Below are 18,489 nucleotides of genomic sequence, written 5' to 3'. Positions count from 1 at the left end.
TGATCTTGAGCAAGGGGCGTGCCAGAAGGCCAAGTGCTTGATTTTCAAGGGATGGGGCGGAGTTGCATTGTCGTGCTGCAATAATGTTGGCGGATATCGTCCACTCTTGTTGAGCGGGATGGACGAAAACGGCAGGCGGCAAGGACGGGAAGGGAGCGCCCGGGACACGGCATGGCGTGACGCGGGCGCGTGCGGCGGTTCAGCTATCCTTGCTGTAGCAGGCGCGGCTGGGCCGCAGGCGCATGCGCACGAGGGACACCAGGAAGCTGAAGCCTGCCTGGTTCGGATCGATGACCGGCACATAGGTGTGCAGCGCGTCTTCCAGCAGCGCGCTGACGCGCGCGGCGACGCCGACAAATCCTGTGCAGCCCAGCAAGATGGACTGGGCGCCGTCTTCCTGCACGGCCCGCATGGCGGCCTTGAAGGTTTTTTCGACCACCGTGTCCAGCTGGCCGAGGTCGGCGACGGAACAGTCGATGGAGCGGATGGAGGCGAAGCTGTCCTGCAAGCCGTAGGTCTGCATGTGGCCCTGCTGCATGGCGAGCGTGCTGGGCAGTATCGTCATGATCGACAGGCGCTGGCTGAGGGCCAGCGCGGTAAAGGCGGCGGGCGGGAAGCCGCCGAGGATGGGGATGTCGATCACTTCGCGCGCTGCTTCCACGCCGCACATGTCGAAGTCGCTGAGCCAGATGCCGTCATAGCCTTCGCGTTCGACTTCCCTGGCCAGCTGCACCACCGGATAGCCGTTTTGCAGCCAGTCGACGCGGTATTCGATGCAGTCGTTCCCAGTAGAAATATTGCGCACGGACACTTCGACATCGGGCGGCATCACGGGCTCGATGGCGTCGAGCAGGCGCTGGTTGTAGATGGACGTGGCCACCGGCGCCACGATGCAGATGCGCAGCGGCTTCATGCGGCGCTCCCTGCCGCTGCGCCGGCGTTGCCAGTGAGCGGCATGTAGGGTCCCAGGTAGCCGATGGCGTTGATCAATTGCATGAAGCTGTCGAGTATCAGGCCGTCCCGTTCCCGCAATGCCGGATGGGCTTGCAGGCCCAGCAGCGTCACCTTGCGCTGCATCAAGGCCGGGTTGAGCGTGCCGTCCGGCAGCAGCAAGTCGCCATTCGAATACACGGCCTGGCCATCGCCCTCGACAAAGTAACTGATGGTGTCGGGCGCCATGCAGAGGGGCGTGCTGCGGCTGCTGTCCCAGGCCAGCAGCGATTCGTTCTGGTACAGGACCGTGCAGAGCCGTTCACCCGCGCGGATGGTGATCTTGCCCAGGTCGAAGCCATTGCGCGAGTCGACTTCGGCGGCGACGAACGTGCCCTGTGGAAACAGGGGCCAGGCGCGCATGTCGCATTGCCGCGCAAGATAATCGACCAGTTCTTCCGCGCTGCGCAAGCGGCCTGCCTGCAGTTCGCGGCCCAGGCGCAGCGCGCGTCCCAGGGTGCCACGCACGGGCAGCGCCCGGGCCAGCTCCGCCGGCGCCATGATCCACATGGCCAGGCCGCCGAACTGCTTGAAATCGGCCTGCGAGACGATGGGGCGCATCATCTGGTCGATGATCGTTGCCACGTCTTGCTGGTGGGCATGGGCGCCGTTCACGCCCTGGCTGGGCTGGACGTCGAGTTCCACGCGCAGCCCCGTCTGGCTGACGAGGAAGGCGGGGCGCGGATTGACGTGCGCGGCCGCATACGTCAGCTGGGGCAGCGAGGGAACGGCGCGGCCGGCTCCGTCGGCGTCGATCACGGCCAGGCCCAGGCGGGCGGCGACCAGGCAGGCGACGAGAAACCCCAGCGCGCCGCTCTCGGGCGGTGCCAGGTAGGCCAAGGTGCGATTTTCCAGCGCCAGGCGCTCCCTGACGGCGAGCACGGCGTCGACGGGACCCTGCGGAAAATGGGCGCCATTGATCGCCACGGGCGAACCCAGGTAAGCCACCATGACCGTTTCGCCAGCGGTGGCTTCGTCGACGCTGACCACGCGCACCTGGGCGTCCGGATAATAATCGCCGGCGTGGAACTGGGCCAGCAGGCTGCGCGCGGAAGCGAGCGTGCCGCCGCCGCCGCTGCCGAAGAAGCAGGCGCCCAGCAACAGCGATTCAAGGTCATCGTGGTTCAGCACATAGCTCATGTTGCGGGTCCTCAGGTTGGCATGGCATGGAAATGGTTTGCGCCAGGACGGCCTGCAACTGCAGCGCCTGGGCAAACCGGGGAAAAGCCGTGTCGCGTTCCACGCCGCGCAAGGCGCGCGTGAGGTGATCGAGTGCTTCGTGCCGGCGGCCGCGCTGCAGCAGCAGTTGCGCCAGTCGGGTCGCCACCAGCAGGCTGCCGGCCGCGGCGCCCAGCGCCTTGGCGGTCGACAGCGCACTGCCCAGTTCGCGTTCCGCGTTGTCCAGGTCGCCCACCGCGATCCACGTCCGGGCATGCATGTCGAGCAATTCGACCAGGTAGGCCCGTTCGCCATGTTCCAGCGCCAGTTCGATGGCGCCGTGCAGCAGTTGCCGGGCTTGCGATGGCTGGCCTGCCGACAGCAGCAGTTCGCCCCGCTTCCAGGCTTGGAATGAATGGAAGAGCATGCCGCCTTCGCACAGCATGTAGTGCTGGTAGCCGTCGGCGATGCGCTGTTCGGTCTGCGCATGGATGTTGCCTGTTGCCAATGCGCAGGCATGGAATATCTGCCCCACCCCCAGGTAGAATTGATAGCCGTATTCGCTGGCGACGGTTTGCAGGTCCGCCGCCAGGCTTGCCAGCCGGACCCAGTCCTCGAACATGCAGGCCAGCCACGCGGCGCCTTGCAGCGCGATGGCGCGATGGAAGGGGTGCGGGTTGTCGGCGCCGCCGCGCAACGCCAGGTGTTCCATCACCGCGCGCGCGCGGCGGAAGGCGCCGCTCTGGAAGCAGGACAGGCCTTCGAACGTGGTCGACAGCGCGGCGATGTCCAGGCCCTGTCCGCCCGTGTCGGCCGCTGCCGCGCCGCACAGCAGGTGTCCGCGCGCCAGGCAGGCCAGCGTCTCGCGGTAGTCGCCGAGCCAGAACAGCGTGTTGGCCAGGGCCAGGTGGGCCTGCGACAGCAAGTCCGTGTCGCCTATCGCTTGCGCCCGCTGCAGCATGTCTTGCGCCGTTGCCCGCGCCGCCACCAGGTCCAGCGCCATCAGTTGCGAACTCCAGATGCCGAACCGCAGGGCGGTGATTTCCACCTCGTCGCCCAGCGCCGCCGCTTCCTGCAATGCCTGCTGGTAGCAGGCGAGCGCTTCGGTGCTTTGCCAGCCGCTGATGCCGCGGTGTGAAATCGCCAGCCAGCGGTGCAGGTCGCAGCTCAGGCGGCGCGCGGTGCAGGGATGCGCATCGGCGGCCAGCAAGGTGAGGCCGCGGCGCAACACTTCGATGGCCTCCTTGAAGCGGGCCGCCTCGATCAGCGCGCGTCCCTCCAGCAGGCAGACGCGGGCGAAATTGCTGCGCTCCTCGTCGCCATGCACGCGGCGTTCGATGACCTTGCGGTTGATGCCCAGGTGGCGGGCCGCGGTCGTCTTGTTGCCATCGGCAAGGCGCATCGCATAGTCGATCAGCAATTGTTCGGCGGCCGCCAGCTTGTCGTCTCCGTCCAGCCGCATGAGGGCTTCCGCCAGCAGCGTGTGATCGGCGTCCTGCGGCCTGCCCGCCGACAGGAAGGCTTCCAGGCTGTGGGCGTCGATCAGCGCAGATTCGGCCAGTATCGACAGCCGTTCCACCAGGTTGCGCAGTTCGCGGATATGCCCGGGCCAGGCATGCCGGCCCAGGCGTTCCATGGCGGTGGCGGTAAAGCGGATGGGGCGCTTTTGCTGCCCGGCAAAGTGCGCGGCGAGGGCGGCGACGTCGCCGCGGCGCTGGTCCAGGCCCGGCACGTCGAGTTTCAATACCGCCAGCCGGTAATACAAGTCTTCGCGGAAACGGCCCGCCTGCACCATCGCGGCCAGGTCGCAATGGGTGGCGGCCACGATGCGGCCGTTGAACGGCTGGGTATCGCCGCCGCCCAGCGGCCGGAAACAGCGCGATTCGAGCACGCGCAGCAGCTTGCTCTGTACCGCCAGCGGCAATTCGCCGATTTCATCGAGAAACAGCGTGCCTTGTCCCGCCTGGGCGAAAAAACCGGCGCGGCTGCTCAGCGCCCCCGTAAACGCCCCCTTGGTATGGCCGAAGAGTTCGGCATCGATCAGGTGTTCCGGCAGGGCGCCGCAGTTGAGATCGACAAAGGGCGCGCCGGGATCGCCGCTTTGCCGATGCACGAGCTGGGCGATGATTTCCTTGCCGGAACCGGTGGGACCGCTGATGAGCACCGTGCAGCGGGTCGGCGCCACGGCGTCGACCATGCGCAGCAGGCGCTGGAAGATGGGGGAGCTGCCAATGACGTTCAGCCCGCCCCCGAGGCCAGCGCGGTGCAGGGGGGCTTGCACAGGAGCAATGGTGCCCGTCCCGGGCAGAACGTAATGCGGCTGCCTGCCATGCTGTTGCAGCATAGACCTGTCGGACATGGTCGTCTCGCTCCGATGAATTCGCTCCGATCGTGCAGGGCCATCATTTTTGTTTTGCCCTGCTGCCTCCTGACGCGTGCCATTGCCCTACTCGGGCATAAAGGAATCGCGCGTTCCGATTATGGGCGTTAATGAAACGGCGATAGTCGCCAATTGTCACAATAAAAAGATTTTCATCGCTTGCATCATGCAAGCCGGCGGCCCGCTGCAGATCACTGCGCGGCAGGCGGCGCATCCTTCAATTGCGCCAGATGTTGCTCGATGGCAAAGACGTGCGGATCGCTCTTGCCCAGCTCGCGCAGGGCGCTGGCCAGATGCAGCAGGTAGTCGCTGTTCGGGCCGCTGGGGCCGCTTGATCGGGCGATCTGGCGCGCGATGTCCAGTTCCGGCGCGGCGCCGAGGAAGGCGGCGTTTTCCTCGTTGGCGATGTACACCAGGCCTTCGGCCTTGCTGCCATCGTCGAAGGTGATCTCGGTGGCCAGGCGCAGGTAGCCGTTCTTTTCGCGGTGGTCGAGGTGGGCGAAGACTTCGGGCGTGATCAGGTAGGCCATGCCGTCGCACACGGCGCCCGCCTGCGGCACGATGGTGGCGACCCGGCCCGGCGCCATCGGCGTGCCCCGGTGGTCGTGCGAGCCTTGCCAGAAGCGCCGCGTCCAGCCTTCGATGCTGGCGGGGCGCCGTTCGATATACGGAAAATCGGCCTTGTAGATCAGCGAGCCATAGCCGAACAGCCAGACCTGCGCATGGCCGTCGAATGTGGTCATGCGCTGGTTGATGGCGATGGTGGCGGCGTCGATGGCGGACAGGTCGGGCTGGGTCATGGTGCGGGCGGTGAGGGGGCGATGCGCGATTATAAAACGGCGCCAGCCGGGCCGCCCGCTCCCACGTTCCATTCGTGCGTCTCGACAAAGCGGAACAGGAAGGCCATGAAGCTTTCGGCCGCCGGCGACAGCGAACGGCCCGTCTTCGTGTAGACGAAAAAGCGCCGCGTCAGTTCCGGTTCGTGCAGGGCGCGCATGTGCAAATTGTATAGTTTGACCATCGGCTCCGCGTACGGCAGGCACACCGTGATGCCCAGGTTGGCGCTGACCATGGCCAGCGCCGTCGTCATGAAGGTCACTTCATTGTAGGGATTGAGCGACAGCTCGCGAAACGCGCCGTGCATGTCGCGCAGCAGGCGTTCCGTGAACTGGCCCTGCAGCGATATGAACGGGTAGTCGCCCACGTCGGCCCAGGTGACGCGTTCTTTCTGCCGCAGCGGATGCTGCTCGGGGTAGACCAGCACGAAGGGCATTTCGAACAGCACTTGCGCGGCGATTTCCGCCGTCGGATCGCGCTCGGGGCCGATGCCGAAATCGACTTCGCCGCTGAAGACGCGCGCCGAGACATTCTCCACGGGGCAGTCGACCAGGCGCAGCTGCACGTCCGGGTGCGCCTGGCGGTAGGCGGCGATCACTTCCGGCAGCAGGGTGCACGCCATCATCTGCGGCGCGGCGATGCGCACCATGCCTGTCTTCAAGGCCTTGCGCTGGGCGATGCCGGCCATGGCGCCGTCGAGGTCTTCGATCATCTTTTCGAACAGCGGATACAGCTCGCGGCCGATTTCCGACAGTTGCGTCTTGCGCGTGCTGCGCTCGACCACGCGCACGCCCAGCACGCTTTCCAGTTCCTTGATCAAGCCGCTCAAGGCGGACTGCGTCACGTGCAGGTATTCGGCGGCCAAGGTAAAACTGCCCGTCTTGGCCAGCGCCACGAAGGCGCGCATCTGTCGCAGGCTGGGACTCATAAGATAATCCGATAAATCGATGGTTAAAAATTGTTTGTATGATAGCTGTAACTGGATTCTAATGGTGAAAAGCTGAAAAACATCGCGCCCAGGGCGCCATCCATCGGAGACAGACCGCATGAAAATCAAGCAGATCCACCACGTCGCCTACCGCTGCATCGACGCGAAGAAAACCGTCGAGTGGTACGTCAAGCATTTGAACATGAATTTCGTCCTCGCCATCGCCGAAGACCTGGTGCCGTCGACCAAGGCGCCGGACCCGTACATGCATGTGTTCCTCGACGCGGGCCAGGGCAATGTGCTGGCCTTCTTCGAGCTGCCCACGCAGCCGCCGATGGACCGCGACCGCAATACCCCGGCCTGGGTGCAGCACCTGGCGCTGGAAGTGGGCAGCATGGAAGAACTGCTGGCCGCCAAGGAGCGCCTGGTGGCCGGCGGCATCGAGGTGCTGGGTCCCGTCAACCACGCCATCTTCCAGTCGATCTATTTCTTCGACCCGAACGGCCACCGCCTGGAGCTGGCGGCCAATGTGGGCACGCCGGAAATGATGGCCAAACTGGACGCCGTTAAATGGGAAATGCTGGAAGAATGGTCGCAGACGCGCCGCGCACCGAAGCACGCCGCCTGGATGCACGCGCCGGCCGACGCCTGAGCGCAGCAGATTGACTGCTGCAGACCGACACTCTCTGACCAATACACCGAACCAGGAATACCATGAAACTCGCAACCCTGAAAAACGGCAGCCGCGACGGCGCCTTGATCCTCGTCAGCCGCGACCTGCGCCAGTACCAGCGCGTGGCCGCCATCGCCCCCACCCTGCAGGCGGCGCTCGATAACTGGGACGCCGTCGCGCCCAAGCTGGAACAGGCGTACGCCAACCTGAACGCGGGCCAGGCGCCGGACGCACAGCCCTTTGATGCCAATCAGTGCCACTCGCCGCTGCCGCGCGCCTACCAGTGGGCCGACGGTTCCGCCTACATCAACCACGTGGAGCTGGTGCGCAAGGCGCGCAACGCGGAAGTGCCGGCCTCGTTCTACACGGACCCGCTGATGTACCAGGGCGGCTCCGACAGCTTCATCGGCCCGCGCGACCCCATCTTCGCCCTGTCGGAAGAGTGGGGCATCGACCTGGAAGCGGAAGTGGCGGTGATCACGGGTGACGTGGCCATGGGCGCCGGCGCGGATGACGCGGCGAAGGCGATTCGCCTGGTCATGCTGGTCAACGACGTCTCGCTGCGCAACCTGATTCCGGGCGAACTGGCGAAAGGCTTCGGTTTCTTCCAGTCGAAGGCGGCCAGCGCGTTCTCTCCCGTCGCCGTCACGCCCGATGAACTGGGCGCGGCCTGGGCGGACAGCAAGCTGCATTTGCCGCTGCTGGTGGGCCTCAACGACAAGCCGTTCGGCAAGCCGAATGCGGGCGAAGACATGACCTTCAATTTTGCGCAACTGGTCGCCCATGCGGCGAAGACGCGCGAACTGGGCGCCGGCACCATCGTTGGCTCGGGCACCGTGTCGAACAAGCAGGGCAACCTGTTCGGCTCCAGCATCGAGAACGGCGGCGTCGGCTACTGCTGCCTGGCCGAAGTGCGCATGTATGAAACCATCGAACACGGCGCGCCAAAGACGGCGTACCTGAAGTTCGGCGACACGGTGCGCATCGAGATGCGCGACGCGGCCGGCGCCAGCATCTTCGGCAGCATCGAGCAGACCGTGGCCCTGTACGCTGGCGCCACGCGCGCCTGAGGAGGCCGCCCGTGAAGCTGTACACCTACTTTCGCAGTTCGGCCGCCTACCGCGTGCGCATCGCCTTGAATCTCAAGGGCATCGCTTACGACAGCATTCCCGTGCATCTGCTGCAGGATGGCGGCCAGCAGTTGCTGCCGGCCTACCGCGCCGTCAACCCGTCGGCGCTGGTGCCTGCCCTCGACGACGACGGCGCCATCCTGACGCAGTCGCTGGCCATGCTCGAGTATCTGGAAGAGACGCGTCCTGGCGTGCCCTTGCTGCCGGCGGATCCGCTGGAACGGGCGCGCGTGCGCGCGCTGGCGCTGGCCATCGCTTGCGACGCCCATCCGCTGACGAATCTGCGCGTCCTGAAATACCTGAAAGGGACGCTTGGGCTGTCGGACGAGGTCAAGCAGGAGTGGTACCGCCACTGGATGGCCGAAGGGCTGGCGGCCGTGGAAGCGCTGCTGGCGCAGGGCGATCCTGCCGGCACGGGGCTGTTCTGCCACGGCGACAGCCCGACGATGGCCGATTGCTGCCTGGTGCCGCAAGTGTTCAATGCGCTGCGCTTTGCCATCGACCTGGCGCCGTATCCGCGCGTGGTGCGCATCCATGCGCTTTGCGCCGGCTTGCCAGCCTTTATTGCGGCGCACCCGTCGCAGCAGCCTGACGCCGAATAGCAACACACGGCGCCGTGCGGGAAGCCCCGTCTGGCAACAGGCGGGGTTTTTTTATGCGTGCTTGATTTTGATCAGTCAATGCCAGCTTGCCGGTGCGCTACAATTTGCGTTTGCCCAAATACTTCACGTGCCCATGACCGCAACAACCGTTCCTGCCAGCATCACCGATGCCCTGTCCCTGGCGCACGCTTCCTGGCGTCCCATCCTGCTGCGCGGCTTGCAGGCCGTGATGGATGCCGATCCCGCCTACCTGCCGGCGCTGGCCGCCGACGATTACCTGCCCACGCAGGGCCGGCTGTTCGCCGCCTTTGCCTTGCCGCTGGCGCAGGTGCGTTACGTGCTGGTGGGTGAGGGGCCGTATCCGCGCGCCGACAGCGCCACGGGCGTGTGCTTCATGGATGGCGCCGTCGGCAGCCTGTGGTCGGCCACGGGGCTGTCGAAACCCGTCAACCGCGCCACGTCCCTGCGCAACTTCATGAAGATGCTGCTGGTGGCCGATGGCCAGCTGCAGGACGGCGACACGTCCGGCGCGGCCATGGCGCCCGTGGCGGCGGCCGCGCTGCAAGCGGACAGCGGCGTGACCCAGACCTTGCCCGACTTGCAGCGCAAGATGACGGAACAGGGCTTTTTGCTGCTCAACGCGGCGCTGGTGTTCCGTTCCCACGTGCCGCCCGTGCAGGATGCGCGCGGCTGGCTGCCCTTCCTGCAGGCGGTGCTGGAAGCGCTGGCGCAGCAGGGCGGGGCGGTGCAGCCGCAACTGGTGCTGTGGGGCAAGATCGCAGAGCTCATCAAACGCTTGCCGGTGGCGGCATCCTTGCCGCAGGTGACGGCGGAACATCCGTATAATCTGTCCTTTATCGGCAATCGTGACATGCAGGCCTTGTTTGGCCCGATGCAACTATTGCGTGCTTGAGCTTGAATCATCGCCTGTCTGGCGGAAGTGCGGGGAATATGCAAATCAGTAACGTGGAAGAATTGAAGGCGTGGATCGCGGCGGGCGGCGTGCCCGACTATCTGTATTTCTGGGGGCACACGCCGGCGCAGCCGCAGGTGCCCGACAAAAGCTGCTTCAGCCAGTGGTTTCCATCGCCGTTCAGCCTGGCCGGCGTGACGTATGCGACGGCCGAGCACTACATGATGGCGCAAAAGGCTGCCCTGTTTGGCGACACGGCTGTGCAGGCGCGCATCGTGGCGGCCGAGCGGCCGTCGGAAGTGAAGAAGCTGGGACGCGAAGTGGCGAACTTCGACGCCAGGGTGTGGGAAGCGGCGCGCGCCGGCATCGTTTTCGATGGCAACTTTGCCAAGTTCTCGCAAAAGGCTGCGCTGCGCAAGTTTTTGCTGGGCACGGGCGAGCGCGTCATCGTCGAAGCCAGTCCCGTCGACCGGATATGGGGCGTGGGCCTGGCGTCGGACAATCCGCGCATCCTGGACCCGGCCCGCTGGGACGGCTTGAACCTGCTGGGGTTTGAACTGATGAAAGTGCGGACCGCTTTGCGGGGCTGAGAATTGACGCTGCACCCGCCCGTGACTTCCCGACTGTTGTTTTCCTGATGCCGCCGCGCCTGGCGCGGCCGGCCATGCCCCTTCCAGCCCTGTGGTCATCGAGGGGCGCTCTGACAAACCCCGCCGAATTTGTTATACTTGACTAAATCATTCAACTACTCGGGGTTTGAGGAGTTGAAAAGCCGCAATATTTTAAACCAGTTGACCAGAGGATGTATGCGTCTGACTACAAAAGGCCGTTTTGCCGTGACAGCGATGATCGATCTTGCCCTGCGCCAGGGCAAGGGACCGGTCACCTTGTCCGGTATCAGCCAGCGCCAGTCGATTTCCCTGTCCTACCTGGAGCAGCTGTTCGGCAAGCTGCGCCGGCATGAGATCGTCGAATCGATCCGCGGCCCAGGCGGCGGTTACAGCCTGGCGCGCCGCGCCGACAAGGTGACGGTGGCCGACATCATCATCGCCGTCGACGAACCGCTGGACGCCACGCAGTGCGGCGGCAAGGAACATTGCCACGGCGCCGACGCGGCCACGGGCGCGCGCTGCATGACGCATGAATTGTGGTCCACACTCAACGAAAAAATGGTCGATTATCTGGATTCTGTGTCCTTGCAGGACCTGGTCGACCAGCAGAGACAAAAGAATGCCGAGCAAAGCGTGATGGTGATGCACCGTAACCACGCCGCCCTCGGTTGATAATGACAAAAATACCAGTTGCTGATTGCAGGAGTTATTGATGAACGCCCCAGAAAAAAACGTAGGCCAAGTGCACTTTGAAACCGCACCGCATTTCCCGATCTACATGGATTACTCGGCCACGACGCCGATCGATCCACGCGTCGCCGACAAGATGATTCCTTACCTGCGCGAGCAGTTCGGCAATCCGGCATCGCGCAGCCACATGTACGGCTGGACGGCGGAAAAAGCCGTGGAAGAGGCACGCGGCCACGTGGCGGCCCTGGTGAACGCCGATCCGCGCGAAATCATCTGGACCTCCGGCGCAACGGAAAGCAACAACCTGGCCATCAAGGGCGCGGCGCAGTTCTACAAGACCAAGGGCAAGCACATCATCACCGTCAAGACCGAGCACAAATCGGTGCTCGACACGGTGCGCGAACTGGAACGCATCGGCTTTGAAGCGACCTACCTGGAACCGCAGGACAACGGCCTGATCACCGTCGAGCAGCTGGCCGCAGCCGTGCGCCCGGACACCATCCTCGTGTCGGTGATGCTGGTGAACAACGAAATCGGCGTGATCCAGCCGATCGACGAGATCGGCGTGTTCTGCCGCTCGAAAGGCATCATCTTCCATTGCGACGCCGCGCAAGCGACGGGCAAGGTCGTCATCGACCTGCAAAAGACCAAGGTCGACCTGATGACCTTCACGGCGCACAAAACCTACGGCCCGAAAGGCGTGGGCGCCCTGTACGTGTGCCGCAAGCCGCGCGTGCGCCTGGAAGCGCAGATGCACGGTGGCGGCCATGAGCGCGGCCTGCGTTCGGGCACCCTGCCGACGCACCAGATCGTCGGCATGGGTGAAGCGTTCCGCATCGCCAAGGAAGAGATGGACAGCGAAATCGGCCGCATCCAGGCCTTGCGCGACCGCCTGGCCAAGGGTTTGCAAGAGATCGAAGAAGTCTACATCAACGGCGACATGGAGCACCGCGTGCCGCATAACCTGAACGTCAGCTTCAACTACGTCGAAGGCGAGTCGCTGATCATGGCGATCAAGGATATCGCCGTATCGTCCGGTTCGGCCTGCACCTCGGCCAGCCTGGAGCCATCGTACGTGCTGCGCGCCCTGGGCCGCAGCGACGAACTGGCGCACAGCTCGATCCGCTTCACCATCGGCCGCTTCTCGACCGAGGAAGACATCGACTTCGCCGTGAACCTGCTGAAATCGAAAGTACACAAGCTGCGCGACCTGTCGCCGCTGTGGGACATGTTTAAAGATGGCATCGATATCAATTCGATCCAATGGGCTGCCCACTAACCAATACCCTGGCCCTGTTGGACAGGGCCGGCAAGAATATTTAAGGAGCATCAAAATGGCTTACTCGGACAAAGTACTCGATCACTACGAAAACCCGCGCAACGTGGGCGCTTTCGACAAGGGTGATGAAACCATCGGCACCGGCATGGTAGGCGCGCCTGCCTGCGGCGACGTGATGAAACTGCAGATCAAGGTTGGCGCCGACGGCCTGATCGAAGATGCGAAATTCAAGACGTATGGCTGCGGTTCGGCCATCGCCTCGAGCTCGCTGGTGACCGAATGGGTGAAAGGCAAGACCCTGGATCAGGCGCTGGCCATCAAGAACACGCAGATCGCCGAAGAGCTGGCCCTGCCGCCAGTGAAGATCCACTGCTCCATCCTGGCGGAAGACGCCATCAAGGCGGCAGTGCTGGACTATCAGACCCGCCATCCGGCCGCGTAGAGCACCTGAGAAAACGCCCATGGCTGCGTTGCATTGCCTTGTCGTACTAGTCGTACTGCCTGCGGCAATGCGCCTTGCCCTGAACGTTTTTCAGGCACTCTAGAATTTGTTGGATTTTGATACCTGTTCCCATGTGGGAACAGGAGCGGAGAAATACATGATCACACTGACCGAAAAAGCGGCGAAACACATCAACCGTTATATCGAACGGCGCGGCAAGGGCATGGGCTTGCGCTTTGGCGTGCGCACCACGGGCTGCTCGGGCCTGGCCTACAAGCTCGAATATGTCGATGAAGTGGCGGCCGAAGACAGCGTCTTCGAATCGCACGGCGTGAAAGTCTTCGTCGACCCGAAAAGCTTGCCTTACATCGACGGCACGGAACTCGATTTCGCGCGCGAAGGCTTGAACGAAGGCTTCAAGTTCCACAATCCGAACGAAAAAGACGCCTGCGGCTGCGGCGAGTCCTTCAGGATTTAAACAGCTGGCAAGACCCCGGTCGGTGCGCTGTACCCATCGATTGCGGTACAGCGACCACCGACCATTATGCAAAACCACTTCGAATTATTCCAGTTGCCGGCGCAGTTCTCGCTCGACATGAGCGCGCTCGACGCGGCCTACCGCGACGTGCAGGGCAAGGTCCATCCGGACCGCTTCATCAATGCCAGCAGCGCTGAAAAGCGCGTGGCGATGCAATGGGCCACGCGCGCCAATGAAGCCTATCAAACCCTGAAAAGCCCGCAAAAACGCGCGCAATACCTGTGCGAACTCAATGGCGTCGACCTGCAGACGGAGTCGAACACGGCCATGCCCGTCAGTTTCCTGATGCAGCAGATGGAATGGCGCGAAGAGCTGGGCGACGCCCGTGCCGGCAAGGATGCCGACGCGCTCGACGCCCTGGACCGCCAGTTGCGCGGCGAACGCAAGGCCTTGCTGGCCCAGGTGGCGGCCCAGCTGGACGCGGCCGACTACGCGAATGCCGCGCAAAGCGTGCGCGCCCTGATGTTCCTCGACAAATTCGGCGAGGAAGTCCGTTTTGCCTATGAGGCGATGGAAGCTTGATCGCCGGATAGCTTGACCGGCGTGCCAAGCGCCAGTCTGGCCCGCGACTTATAATGCGCGTCAGGCATCAACTGCATCACGCAAAAAATTAATCGAGGCACGAATACAATGGCACTTCTGCAAATTTCCGAACCAGGCATGTCGACCGCGCCGCACCAGCACCGCCTGGCCGTCGGCATCGACCTTGGCACCACCAATTCCCTGGTCGCCACCGTCCGCAACAGCATTCCCGAGGTGCTCAACGACGAAGACGGGCGCTCCCTGCTGCCCTCCGTCGTGCGCTACCTGACGAACGGCCACGCGAACATCGGCTACAAGGCCCTGGCCGCGCAAACCACGGACCCGAAGAACACCATCGTTTCCGTGAAACGCTTCATGGGCCGCGGCCTGGCCGACATCGCCTATGCGGAAAACCTGCCCTACGACTTCCAGGACACGCCTGGCATGGTGCAGCTGAAAACCGTGGCCGGCGTGAAAAGCCCCGTCGAAGTGTCGGCGCAAATCCTCGCCACCCTGCGCCAGCGCGCGGAAGATTCGCTGGGCGACGACCTGGTGGGCGCCGTGATTACTGTACCAGCGTATTTCGACGATGCACAGCGGCAAGCCACGAAAGATGCGGCGCAATTGGCCGGCATCAATGTCTTGCGCCTGCTGAGCGAGCCGACGGCCGCCGCCATCGCATATGGCCTCGATAACGCGTCCGAAGGCGTGTACGCCGTGTACGACCTGGGCGGCGGCACCTTCGACATCTCGATCTTGAAACTGAGCAAGGGCGTGTTCGAAGTGCTGTCCACGGGCGGCGACTCGGCCCTGGGCGGCGACGATTTCGACCGCCGCCTGTTTTGCTGGATCAGCGAACACGCCAAGCTGGCGCCGCTGTCGGACGAAGACACGGCCATCCTGATGGTGAAGGCGCGCGAAATCAAGGAATTGCTGTCGACCAAGTCGGAAACGACGATCGACGCCAAGCTGAACTCGGACGAAGAAATCCATCTGCGCATCACGGCAGCCGACTTTGCCGCCATGACGCAGCACCTGGTCGTGAAAACCATGAACGCCATCAAGAAAGCCTTGCGCGACGCGAACGTGGATGCGGACGACGTCGACGGCGTGGTGATGGTGGGCGGCGCCACGCGCATGCCGCACGTGCAGCGCGCCGTGAGCGAATTCTTCCACACGACGCCGCACGCGAACATCGACCCCGACAAAGTGGTGGCGCTGGGCGCTGCCATCCAGGCGAACTTGCTGGCAGGCAACCGCGCCGCCGGCGACGACTGGCTGCTGCTGGACGTGATCCCGCTGTCGCTGGGCATCGAAACCATGGGCGGCCTGGTGGAAAAGATCATCCCCCGCAATTCGACGATACCGTGCGCGCGCGCTCAGGAATTCACGACCTTCAAGGATGGCCAGACGGCCCTGGCCGTGCACGTGCTGCAGGGCGAGCGCGAACTGGTCAGCGATTGCCGTTCCCTGGCGCGCTTCGAGCTGCGCGGCATTCCGCCGATGGTGGCGGGCGCCGCGCGCATCCGCATCACGTATCAGGTCGACGCGGACGGCTTGCTGTCCGTGTCGGCGCGCGAACTGCGCTCGGGCGTGGAAGCGTCGATCAGCGTCAAGCCGGCCTACGGCCTGGGCGACGACGACATCGCGCGCATGCTGCAGGATTCGTACACCTCGGCCGACGTCGACATGGTGGCGCGCGCGCTGCGCGAAGAGCAGGTGGAAGCGGAACGCATCCTGCTGGCCACGCAGTCGGCGCTCGATGAAGACGGCGGCTTGCTGGATGCAGACGAACGCGCAGCCGTCGACGGCTTGATGAACAAGGTGCGCGACGCTATTGCGCAATCGCAAAGCGGCGCCATCGACCACCAGGCCCTGAAGCTGGCGATCGAGGCGCTGGCCGACGGCACCGAGGATTTCGCCTCGCGCCGCATGGACCGCAGCGTGCGCACGGCTCTCACCGGCAAGTCCCTGGACCAGGTCGTATAAAACCAATTGAACAGCGGGCCGCGCACATGCCGCGGCCGCGCACCGAATGACAGACTGAAAGAAGACACCATGCCACAAATCGTTATCCTGCCGCACGCCAAGCTTTGCCCGGACGGCGCCGTCATCGAAGCACCTGCCGGCAAGTCCATCTGCGACATCCTGCTGGAAAACGACATCGACATCGAGCACGCCTGCGAAAAATCGTGCGCCTGCACCACTTGCCACGTGCTGGTGCGTGAAGGCATCGAATCGCTGAACGAAGCGACGGAACTGGAAGAAGACATGCTGGACAAGGCCTGGGGCCTGGAAGCCGTGTCGCGCCTGTCCTGCCAGTCCATCGTGGCCGAGGCCGACCTCGTCGTCGAAATCCCGAAATACACGATCAACCAGGTCAGCGAAGGCAGCCACTAACATGAAATGGTCCGACATTCACGTGATCGCCGAGGCGCTGTACGATGCGCATCCGGACATCGATCCCCTGACCGTGCGTTTCACCGACCTGCACAACTGGGTGGTGGAACTGGACGGCTTCGACGATGACCACACGCGCGGCGGCGAAAAAGTGCTCGAAGCGATACAGATGGCGTGGATCGATGAAGCGCGCTAAGGGCGCGGCAGCCGCCGCCACCGCAGTCGCCGCGCCGAAAGACGTCATCACCGCCGCCAGCAACATGCCCGAAATCAAGGATGGCCAGTCGGTCGCCTTGCTGCAGGAATTGCACATCCTGACGCGCGACGGCAAGATGAACCAGGACAGCCGCCGCAAGTTGAAACAGGTGTACCACCTGACGCAATTCATCGAGCCGCTGCTGCGCGAAGTGCAGCTCGACCACCCTGGCGTGTCGCTGGTCGATCACGGTGCCGGCAAGTCCTACCTGGGCTTCATACTGTACGACCTGTTCTTCAAGAACGGCAACGACGGTTCGCACATCTATGGCATCGAGACGCGCGAAGAACTGGTGCAGCGCTCGCAGGAGCTGGCGAAGAAATTCAAGTTCCCCGGCATGTCGTTTTTGCCCCTGTCCGTGGCCGAATCGACGGAATCGACCTTGCTGCCGCAGCAGATCGATATCGTCACGGCCTTGCACGCGTGCAATACGGCCACCGACGACGCCATCCATTTCGCCTTGAAGAAAAAGGCGAAATTCATGGTGCTGGTGCCATGTTGCCAGGCTGAAGTCGCCTCCGTATTGAAGAAGAACAAGGGCAAGAGCCTGGGCAAGAGTGTTTTGACGGAATTGTGGCGCCACCCGCTGCATACGCGCGAATTCGGCAGCCAGATCACCAACGTGCTGCGTTGCCTGCAGCTGGAAGCCCATGGCTACCAGGTCAGCGTGACGGAACTGGTGGGCTGGGAGCATTCGATGAAGAATGAACTGATCATCGCCAGCTACAAGAACTTGCCGCGCCAGCGTCCGACGGAACGCTTGCAGGAAGTGCTGCAAACCCTGGGCCTGGAAGAGATGGGGCACCGCTTCTTTGCCGAAGAGCTGGCCAAGGCGGGCGCGTAAAGTATCCGCAGGGCAAAGTATCCGCAAGGGCAAACGAGGGGAGGAGCGGGTCGGTTACAATACCGGCTTTCTCCTCCTCTTGCTTTTTGCGCCTCCTCCATGACCACACCTATTGAAATGCCCACCGTCCGCCTGGCCAAGCGCCTGTCTGAAGACGTGCCCTGTTCGCGCCGCGAGGCCGAGCTGTATATCGAGGGCGGCTGGGTGACGGTCGACGGCGTGCTGGTGGAAGAGTCGGGCGCGCGCGTGGCGGACAACCAGGAAGTGGTGCTGTTGCCGAACGCGACGCTGGAAGAAATGCCGCCCGTGACGATTCTGCTGCACAAGCCGGCCGGCATCAATGGCGGCATCGGCAGCGAAGGCAAGCCAGCCCTGAGCTGTTTGCGTCCCGAAGAGATCTTCACGCCGGAAAACGTGGCGCCCAGTTCCGTCACGCGTTTCCTCAAGCGCCACCTGATCGGCCTGACCATCACCAATCCGCTCGACACCATGGCGTCCGGCTTGCTGGTATTCACGCAGGATTTCCGCGTCGCCCGCAAGCTGGTCGACGAAGCGAAAACGGTGGAGCAGGAATTCATCGTGGAAGTGGCCGGCGACATCATGGAAAACGGCCTGGCGCTGCTCAATCACGGCTTGCCCTTCAATGGCAAGCCTTTGCCGCCGATCAAGGTCAGCTGGCAAAATGAAACGCGTTTGCGTTTCGCCCTGAAAAACGTGCAGCCGGGCCAGATCGCCCACATGTGCAAGATGGTGGGACTGGACGTCGTCGCCATGAAGCGCTTGCGCATCGGCCGCATCCCGATGGGCGCCATGCCCGTGGGGCAATGGCGCTATCTGCAGGGTTACGAACGCTTCTAAAGCTGCGGCGCCACGATGGAATGGCTTTCTGCAAAGCTTTTCCATAGCCGCTCGGCAATATTCAAGGCGATGGTGTCGGCCTTCTCTTGCAAGGCCGCATTGCCCATGCTCTCAGTCGTGGCGAAGAACAGGGTCAGCCAGCGGCGGAACATGCAGGGCGTGAGGTGTTCCATTTGCGCGTGCTGGGCCAGCGGCTTGCCGTGGTAGCGCATGGTGCCGCGCAGCAAGCCTGACCAGAAATCGACCAGTGTGGCCAGGTGGGCATCCCAATCCTTGACCTCGGCGGCAAAGATGGGGCCCAGCATGGCGTCTTCGCGCGCGGCCGCATAAAAGGTGTGGACGAGATGCTTGACTTCGTCTTCGCTGCAGACTTCCTCGCGGTAGGGAGCGAAGCGTGTGTGGGGGAGGGGGGCGGTAGTATTCATGGCATGCCATGAT

General features: G+C 63.6%; 21 protein-coding genes. 15 read left to right on the top strand and 6 right to left on the bottom strand.

Annotated features, from left to right (window positions below):
- Nucleotides 1-199: 199 nt before the first annotated feature.
- The 5 genes from O3299_RS12445 to O3299_RS12425 form a co-directional block, all read right to left on the bottom strand.
- A complete protein-coding gene (locus O3299_RS12445) occupies nt 200-913 on the bottom strand; it encodes an aspartate/glutamate racemase family protein (RefSeq protein ID WP_305062426.1) in 714 nt (237 codons plus the stop codon).
- Nucleotides 910-2,130, bottom strand: coding sequence for a DUF917 domain-containing protein (locus tag O3299_RS12440; protein ID WP_305062425.1), 1,221 nt, complete (start codon nt 2,128-2,130; stop codon nt 910-912). Before O3299_RS12440 ends, O3299_RS12445 begins: the two co-directional genes overlap by 4 nt.
- Nucleotides 2,105-4,507, bottom strand: a complete 2,403-nt coding sequence (locus O3299_RS12435; RefSeq protein ID WP_305062424.1) for a sigma 54-interacting transcriptional regulator — start codon at nt 4,505-4,507, stop codon at nt 2,105-2,107. The genes O3299_RS12440 and O3299_RS12435 overlap by 26 nt, the downstream gene beginning before the upstream one ends.
- Nucleotides 4,508-4,719: 212 nt before the next feature.
- Entirely contained in the window at nt 4,720-5,304 is a 585-nt protein-coding gene (locus O3299_RS12430) for a gamma-glutamylcyclotransferase (protein ID WP_099668429.1), read from the bottom strand.
- Between the two features lie 53 nt (nt 5,305-5,357).
- The gene (locus O3299_RS12425; protein WP_077407156.1) at nt 5,358-6,293 is read right to left on the bottom strand and encodes a LysR family transcriptional regulator; all 936 of its coding nucleotides are present in this window, start codon (nt 6,291-6,293) and stop codon (nt 5,358-5,360) included.
- Between the two features lie 118 nt (nt 6,294-6,411).
- Between O3299_RS12425 and O3299_RS12420 the strand changes: the two genes are divergently transcribed.
- The 15 genes from O3299_RS12420 to O3299_RS12350 all read left to right on the top strand — a co-directional run bounded on the left by O3299_RS12420 (nt 6,412) and on the right by O3299_RS12350 (nt 18,051).
- The gene (locus tag O3299_RS12420) at nt 6,412-6,945 is read left to right on the top strand and encodes a VOC family protein (protein ID WP_092710160.1); all 534 of its coding nucleotides are present in this window, start codon (nt 6,412-6,414) and stop codon (nt 6,943-6,945) included.
- Between the two features lie 62 nt (nt 6,946-7,007).
- Nucleotides 7,008-8,036, top strand: a complete 1,029-nt coding sequence (locus O3299_RS12415; protein WP_305062423.1) for a fumarylacetoacetate hydrolase family protein — start codon at nt 7,008-7,010, stop codon at nt 8,034-8,036.
- Nucleotides 8,037-8,047: 11 nt separating this feature from the next.
- Nucleotides 8,048-8,698 (top strand): maleylacetoacetate isomerase, encoded by a 651-nt coding sequence (gene maiA, locus O3299_RS12410; protein ID WP_305052731.1) that lies wholly within the window; start codon nt 8,048-8,050, stop codon nt 8,696-8,698.
- 133 nt (nt 8,699-8,831) lie between these two features.
- The gene (locus tag O3299_RS12405) at nt 8,832-9,611 is read left to right on the top strand and encodes a uracil-DNA glycosylase (RefSeq protein ID WP_305062422.1); all 780 of its coding nucleotides are present in this window, start codon (nt 8,832-8,834) and stop codon (nt 9,609-9,611) included.
- Nucleotides 9,612-9,649: 38 nt separating this feature from the next.
- Nucleotides 9,650-10,201: an NADAR family protein gene (locus O3299_RS12400; protein ID WP_251351403.1), complete on the top strand. Its 552-nt coding sequence runs from the start codon at nt 9,650-9,652 to the stop codon at nt 10,199-10,201.
- Nucleotides 10,202-10,417: 216 nt separating this feature from the next.
- Nucleotides 10,418-10,894: a Fe-S cluster assembly transcriptional regulator IscR gene (gene iscR / locus O3299_RS12395; RefSeq protein ID WP_065310626.1), complete on the top strand. Its 477-nt coding sequence runs from the start codon at nt 10,418-10,420 to the stop codon at nt 10,892-10,894.
- A gap of 40 nt (nt 10,895-10,934) precedes the next feature.
- On the top strand, nt 10,935-12,191 hold the full coding sequence (locus tag O3299_RS12390) for an IscS subfamily cysteine desulfurase (RefSeq protein ID WP_099667139.1): 1,257 nt from the start codon (nt 10,935-10,937) through the stop codon (nt 12,189-12,191).
- Between the two features lie 55 nt (nt 12,192-12,246).
- Nucleotides 12,247-12,633 carry a Fe-S cluster assembly scaffold IscU gene (gene iscU, locus O3299_RS12385; RefSeq protein WP_034750082.1) on the top strand — a complete coding sequence of 129 codons (387 nt, stop codon included), beginning with the start codon at nt 12,247-12,249 and terminating at the stop codon, nt 12,631-12,633.
- A 157-nt stretch (nt 12,634-12,790) separates the two neighbouring features.
- Nucleotides 12,791-13,111 carry an iron-sulfur cluster assembly protein IscA gene (iscA, locus tag O3299_RS12380; RefSeq protein ID WP_010399774.1) on the top strand — a complete coding sequence of 107 codons (321 nt, stop codon included), beginning with the start codon at nt 12,791-12,793 and terminating at the stop codon, nt 13,109-13,111.
- A gap of 66 nt (nt 13,112-13,177) precedes the next feature.
- A complete protein-coding gene (hscB, locus tag O3299_RS12375) occupies nt 13,178-13,693 on the top strand; it encodes a Fe-S protein assembly co-chaperone HscB (RefSeq protein ID WP_099667140.1) in 516 nt (171 codons plus the stop codon).
- 108 nt (nt 13,694-13,801) lie between these two features.
- Nucleotides 13,802-15,682, top strand: a complete 1,881-nt coding sequence (gene hscA / locus O3299_RS12370) for a Fe-S protein assembly chaperone HscA (RefSeq protein WP_305062421.1) — start codon at nt 13,802-13,804, stop codon at nt 15,680-15,682.
- Nucleotides 15,683-15,751: 69 nt separating this feature from the next.
- Complete coding sequence (fdx, locus tag O3299_RS12365; RefSeq protein WP_034750070.1) at nt 15,752-16,093, top strand: ISC system 2Fe-2S type ferredoxin; 342 nt, start codon at nt 15,752-15,754, stop codon at nt 16,091-16,093.
- Between the two features lies 1 nt (nt 16,094).
- Entirely contained in the window at nt 16,095-16,289 is a 195-nt protein-coding gene (iscX, locus tag O3299_RS12360) for a Fe-S cluster assembly protein IscX (RefSeq protein WP_071322763.1), read from the top strand.
- Nucleotides 16,276-17,193: an SAM-dependent methyltransferase gene (locus O3299_RS12355; RefSeq protein WP_251351407.1), complete on the top strand. Its 918-nt coding sequence runs from the start codon at nt 16,276-16,278 to the stop codon at nt 17,191-17,193. The genes iscX and O3299_RS12355 overlap by 14 nt, the downstream gene beginning before the upstream one ends.
- A 99-nt stretch (nt 17,194-17,292) precedes the next feature.
- On the top strand, nt 17,293-18,051 hold the full coding sequence (locus O3299_RS12350) for an rRNA pseudouridine synthase (protein WP_305062420.1): 759 nt from the start codon (nt 17,293-17,295) through the stop codon (nt 18,049-18,051).
- Here the strand turns inward: O3299_RS12350 and O3299_RS12345 are convergent.
- Nucleotides 18,048-18,476 (bottom strand): group III truncated hemoglobin, encoded by a 429-nt coding sequence (locus tag O3299_RS12345; RefSeq protein WP_289916432.1) that lies wholly within the window; start codon nt 18,474-18,476, stop codon nt 18,048-18,050. The genes O3299_RS12350 and O3299_RS12345 overlap by 4 nt on opposite strands.
- Nucleotides 18,477-18,489 lie beyond the last annotated feature (13 nt).

Source organism: Janthinobacterium sp. SUN176, assembly GCF_030587335.1.
In the GTDB taxonomy this organism is placed as follows: Bacteria; Pseudomonadota; Gammaproteobacteria; order Burkholderiales; family Burkholderiaceae_D; genus Janthinobacterium; species Janthinobacterium kumbetense.
This window is presented reverse-complemented; position numbering and strand designations above follow the sequence as displayed.

Excerpts from the sequence above, each read along its gene's own strand:
- O3299_RS12445 (WP_305062426.1), bottom strand. The coding sequence starts at position 913 with ATGAAGCCGCTGCGCATCTGCATCGTGGCGCCGGTGGCCACGTCCATC.
- O3299_RS12440 (WP_305062425.1), bottom strand. The coding sequence starts at position 2,130 with ATGAGCTATGTGCTGAACCACGATGACCTTGAATCGCTGTTGCTGGGC.
- O3299_RS12435 (WP_305062424.1), bottom strand. The coding sequence starts at position 4,507 with ATGTCCGACAGGTCTATGCTGCAACAGCATGGCAGGCAGCCGCATTAC.
- O3299_RS12425 (WP_077407156.1), bottom strand. The coding sequence starts at position 6,293 with ATGAGTCCCAGCCTGCGACAGATGCGCGCCTTCGTGGCGCTGGCCAAG.
- O3299_RS12420 (WP_092710160.1), top strand. The coding sequence starts at position 6,412 with ATGAAAATCAAGCAGATCCACCACGTCGCCTACCGCTGCATCGACGCG.
- O3299_RS12415 (WP_305062423.1), top strand. The coding sequence starts at position 7,008 with ATGAAACTCGCAACCCTGAAAAACGGCAGCCGCGACGGCGCCTTGATC.
- O3299_RS12405 (WP_305062422.1), top strand. The coding sequence starts at position 8,832 with ATGACCGCAACAACCGTTCCTGCCAGCATCACCGATGCCCTGTCCCTG.
- O3299_RS12400 (WP_251351403.1), top strand. The coding sequence starts at position 9,650 with ATGCAAATCAGTAACGTGGAAGAATTGAAGGCGTGGATCGCGGCGGGC.
- iscR (WP_065310626.1), top strand. The coding sequence starts at position 10,418 with ATGCGTCTGACTACAAAAGGCCGTTTTGCCGTGACAGCGATGATCGAT.
- O3299_RS12390 (WP_099667139.1), top strand. The coding sequence starts at position 10,935 with ATGAACGCCCCAGAAAAAAACGTAGGCCAAGTGCACTTTGAAACCGCA.
- iscU (WP_034750082.1), top strand. The coding sequence starts at position 12,247 with ATGGCTTACTCGGACAAAGTACTCGATCACTACGAAAACCCGCGCAAC.
- iscA (WP_010399774.1), top strand. The coding sequence starts at position 12,791 with ATGATCACACTGACCGAAAAAGCGGCGAAACACATCAACCGTTATATC.
- hscB (WP_099667140.1), top strand. The coding sequence starts at position 13,178 with ATGCAAAACCACTTCGAATTATTCCAGTTGCCGGCGCAGTTCTCGCTC.
- hscA (WP_305062421.1), top strand. The coding sequence starts at position 13,802 with ATGGCACTTCTGCAAATTTCCGAACCAGGCATGTCGACCGCGCCGCAC.
- fdx (WP_034750070.1), top strand. The coding sequence starts at position 15,752 with ATGCCACAAATCGTTATCCTGCCGCACGCCAAGCTTTGCCCGGACGGC.
- iscX (WP_071322763.1), top strand. The coding sequence starts at position 16,095 with ATGAAATGGTCCGACATTCACGTGATCGCCGAGGCGCTGTACGATGCG.
- O3299_RS12355 (WP_251351407.1), top strand. The coding sequence starts at position 16,276 with ATGAAGCGCGCTAAGGGCGCGGCAGCCGCCGCCACCGCAGTCGCCGCG.
- O3299_RS12350 (WP_305062420.1), top strand. The coding sequence starts at position 17,293 with ATGACCACACCTATTGAAATGCCCACCGTCCGCCTGGCCAAGCGCCTG.
- O3299_RS12345 (WP_289916432.1), bottom strand. The coding sequence starts at position 18,476 with ATGAATACTACCGCCCCCCTCCCCCACACACGCTTCGCTCCCTACCGC.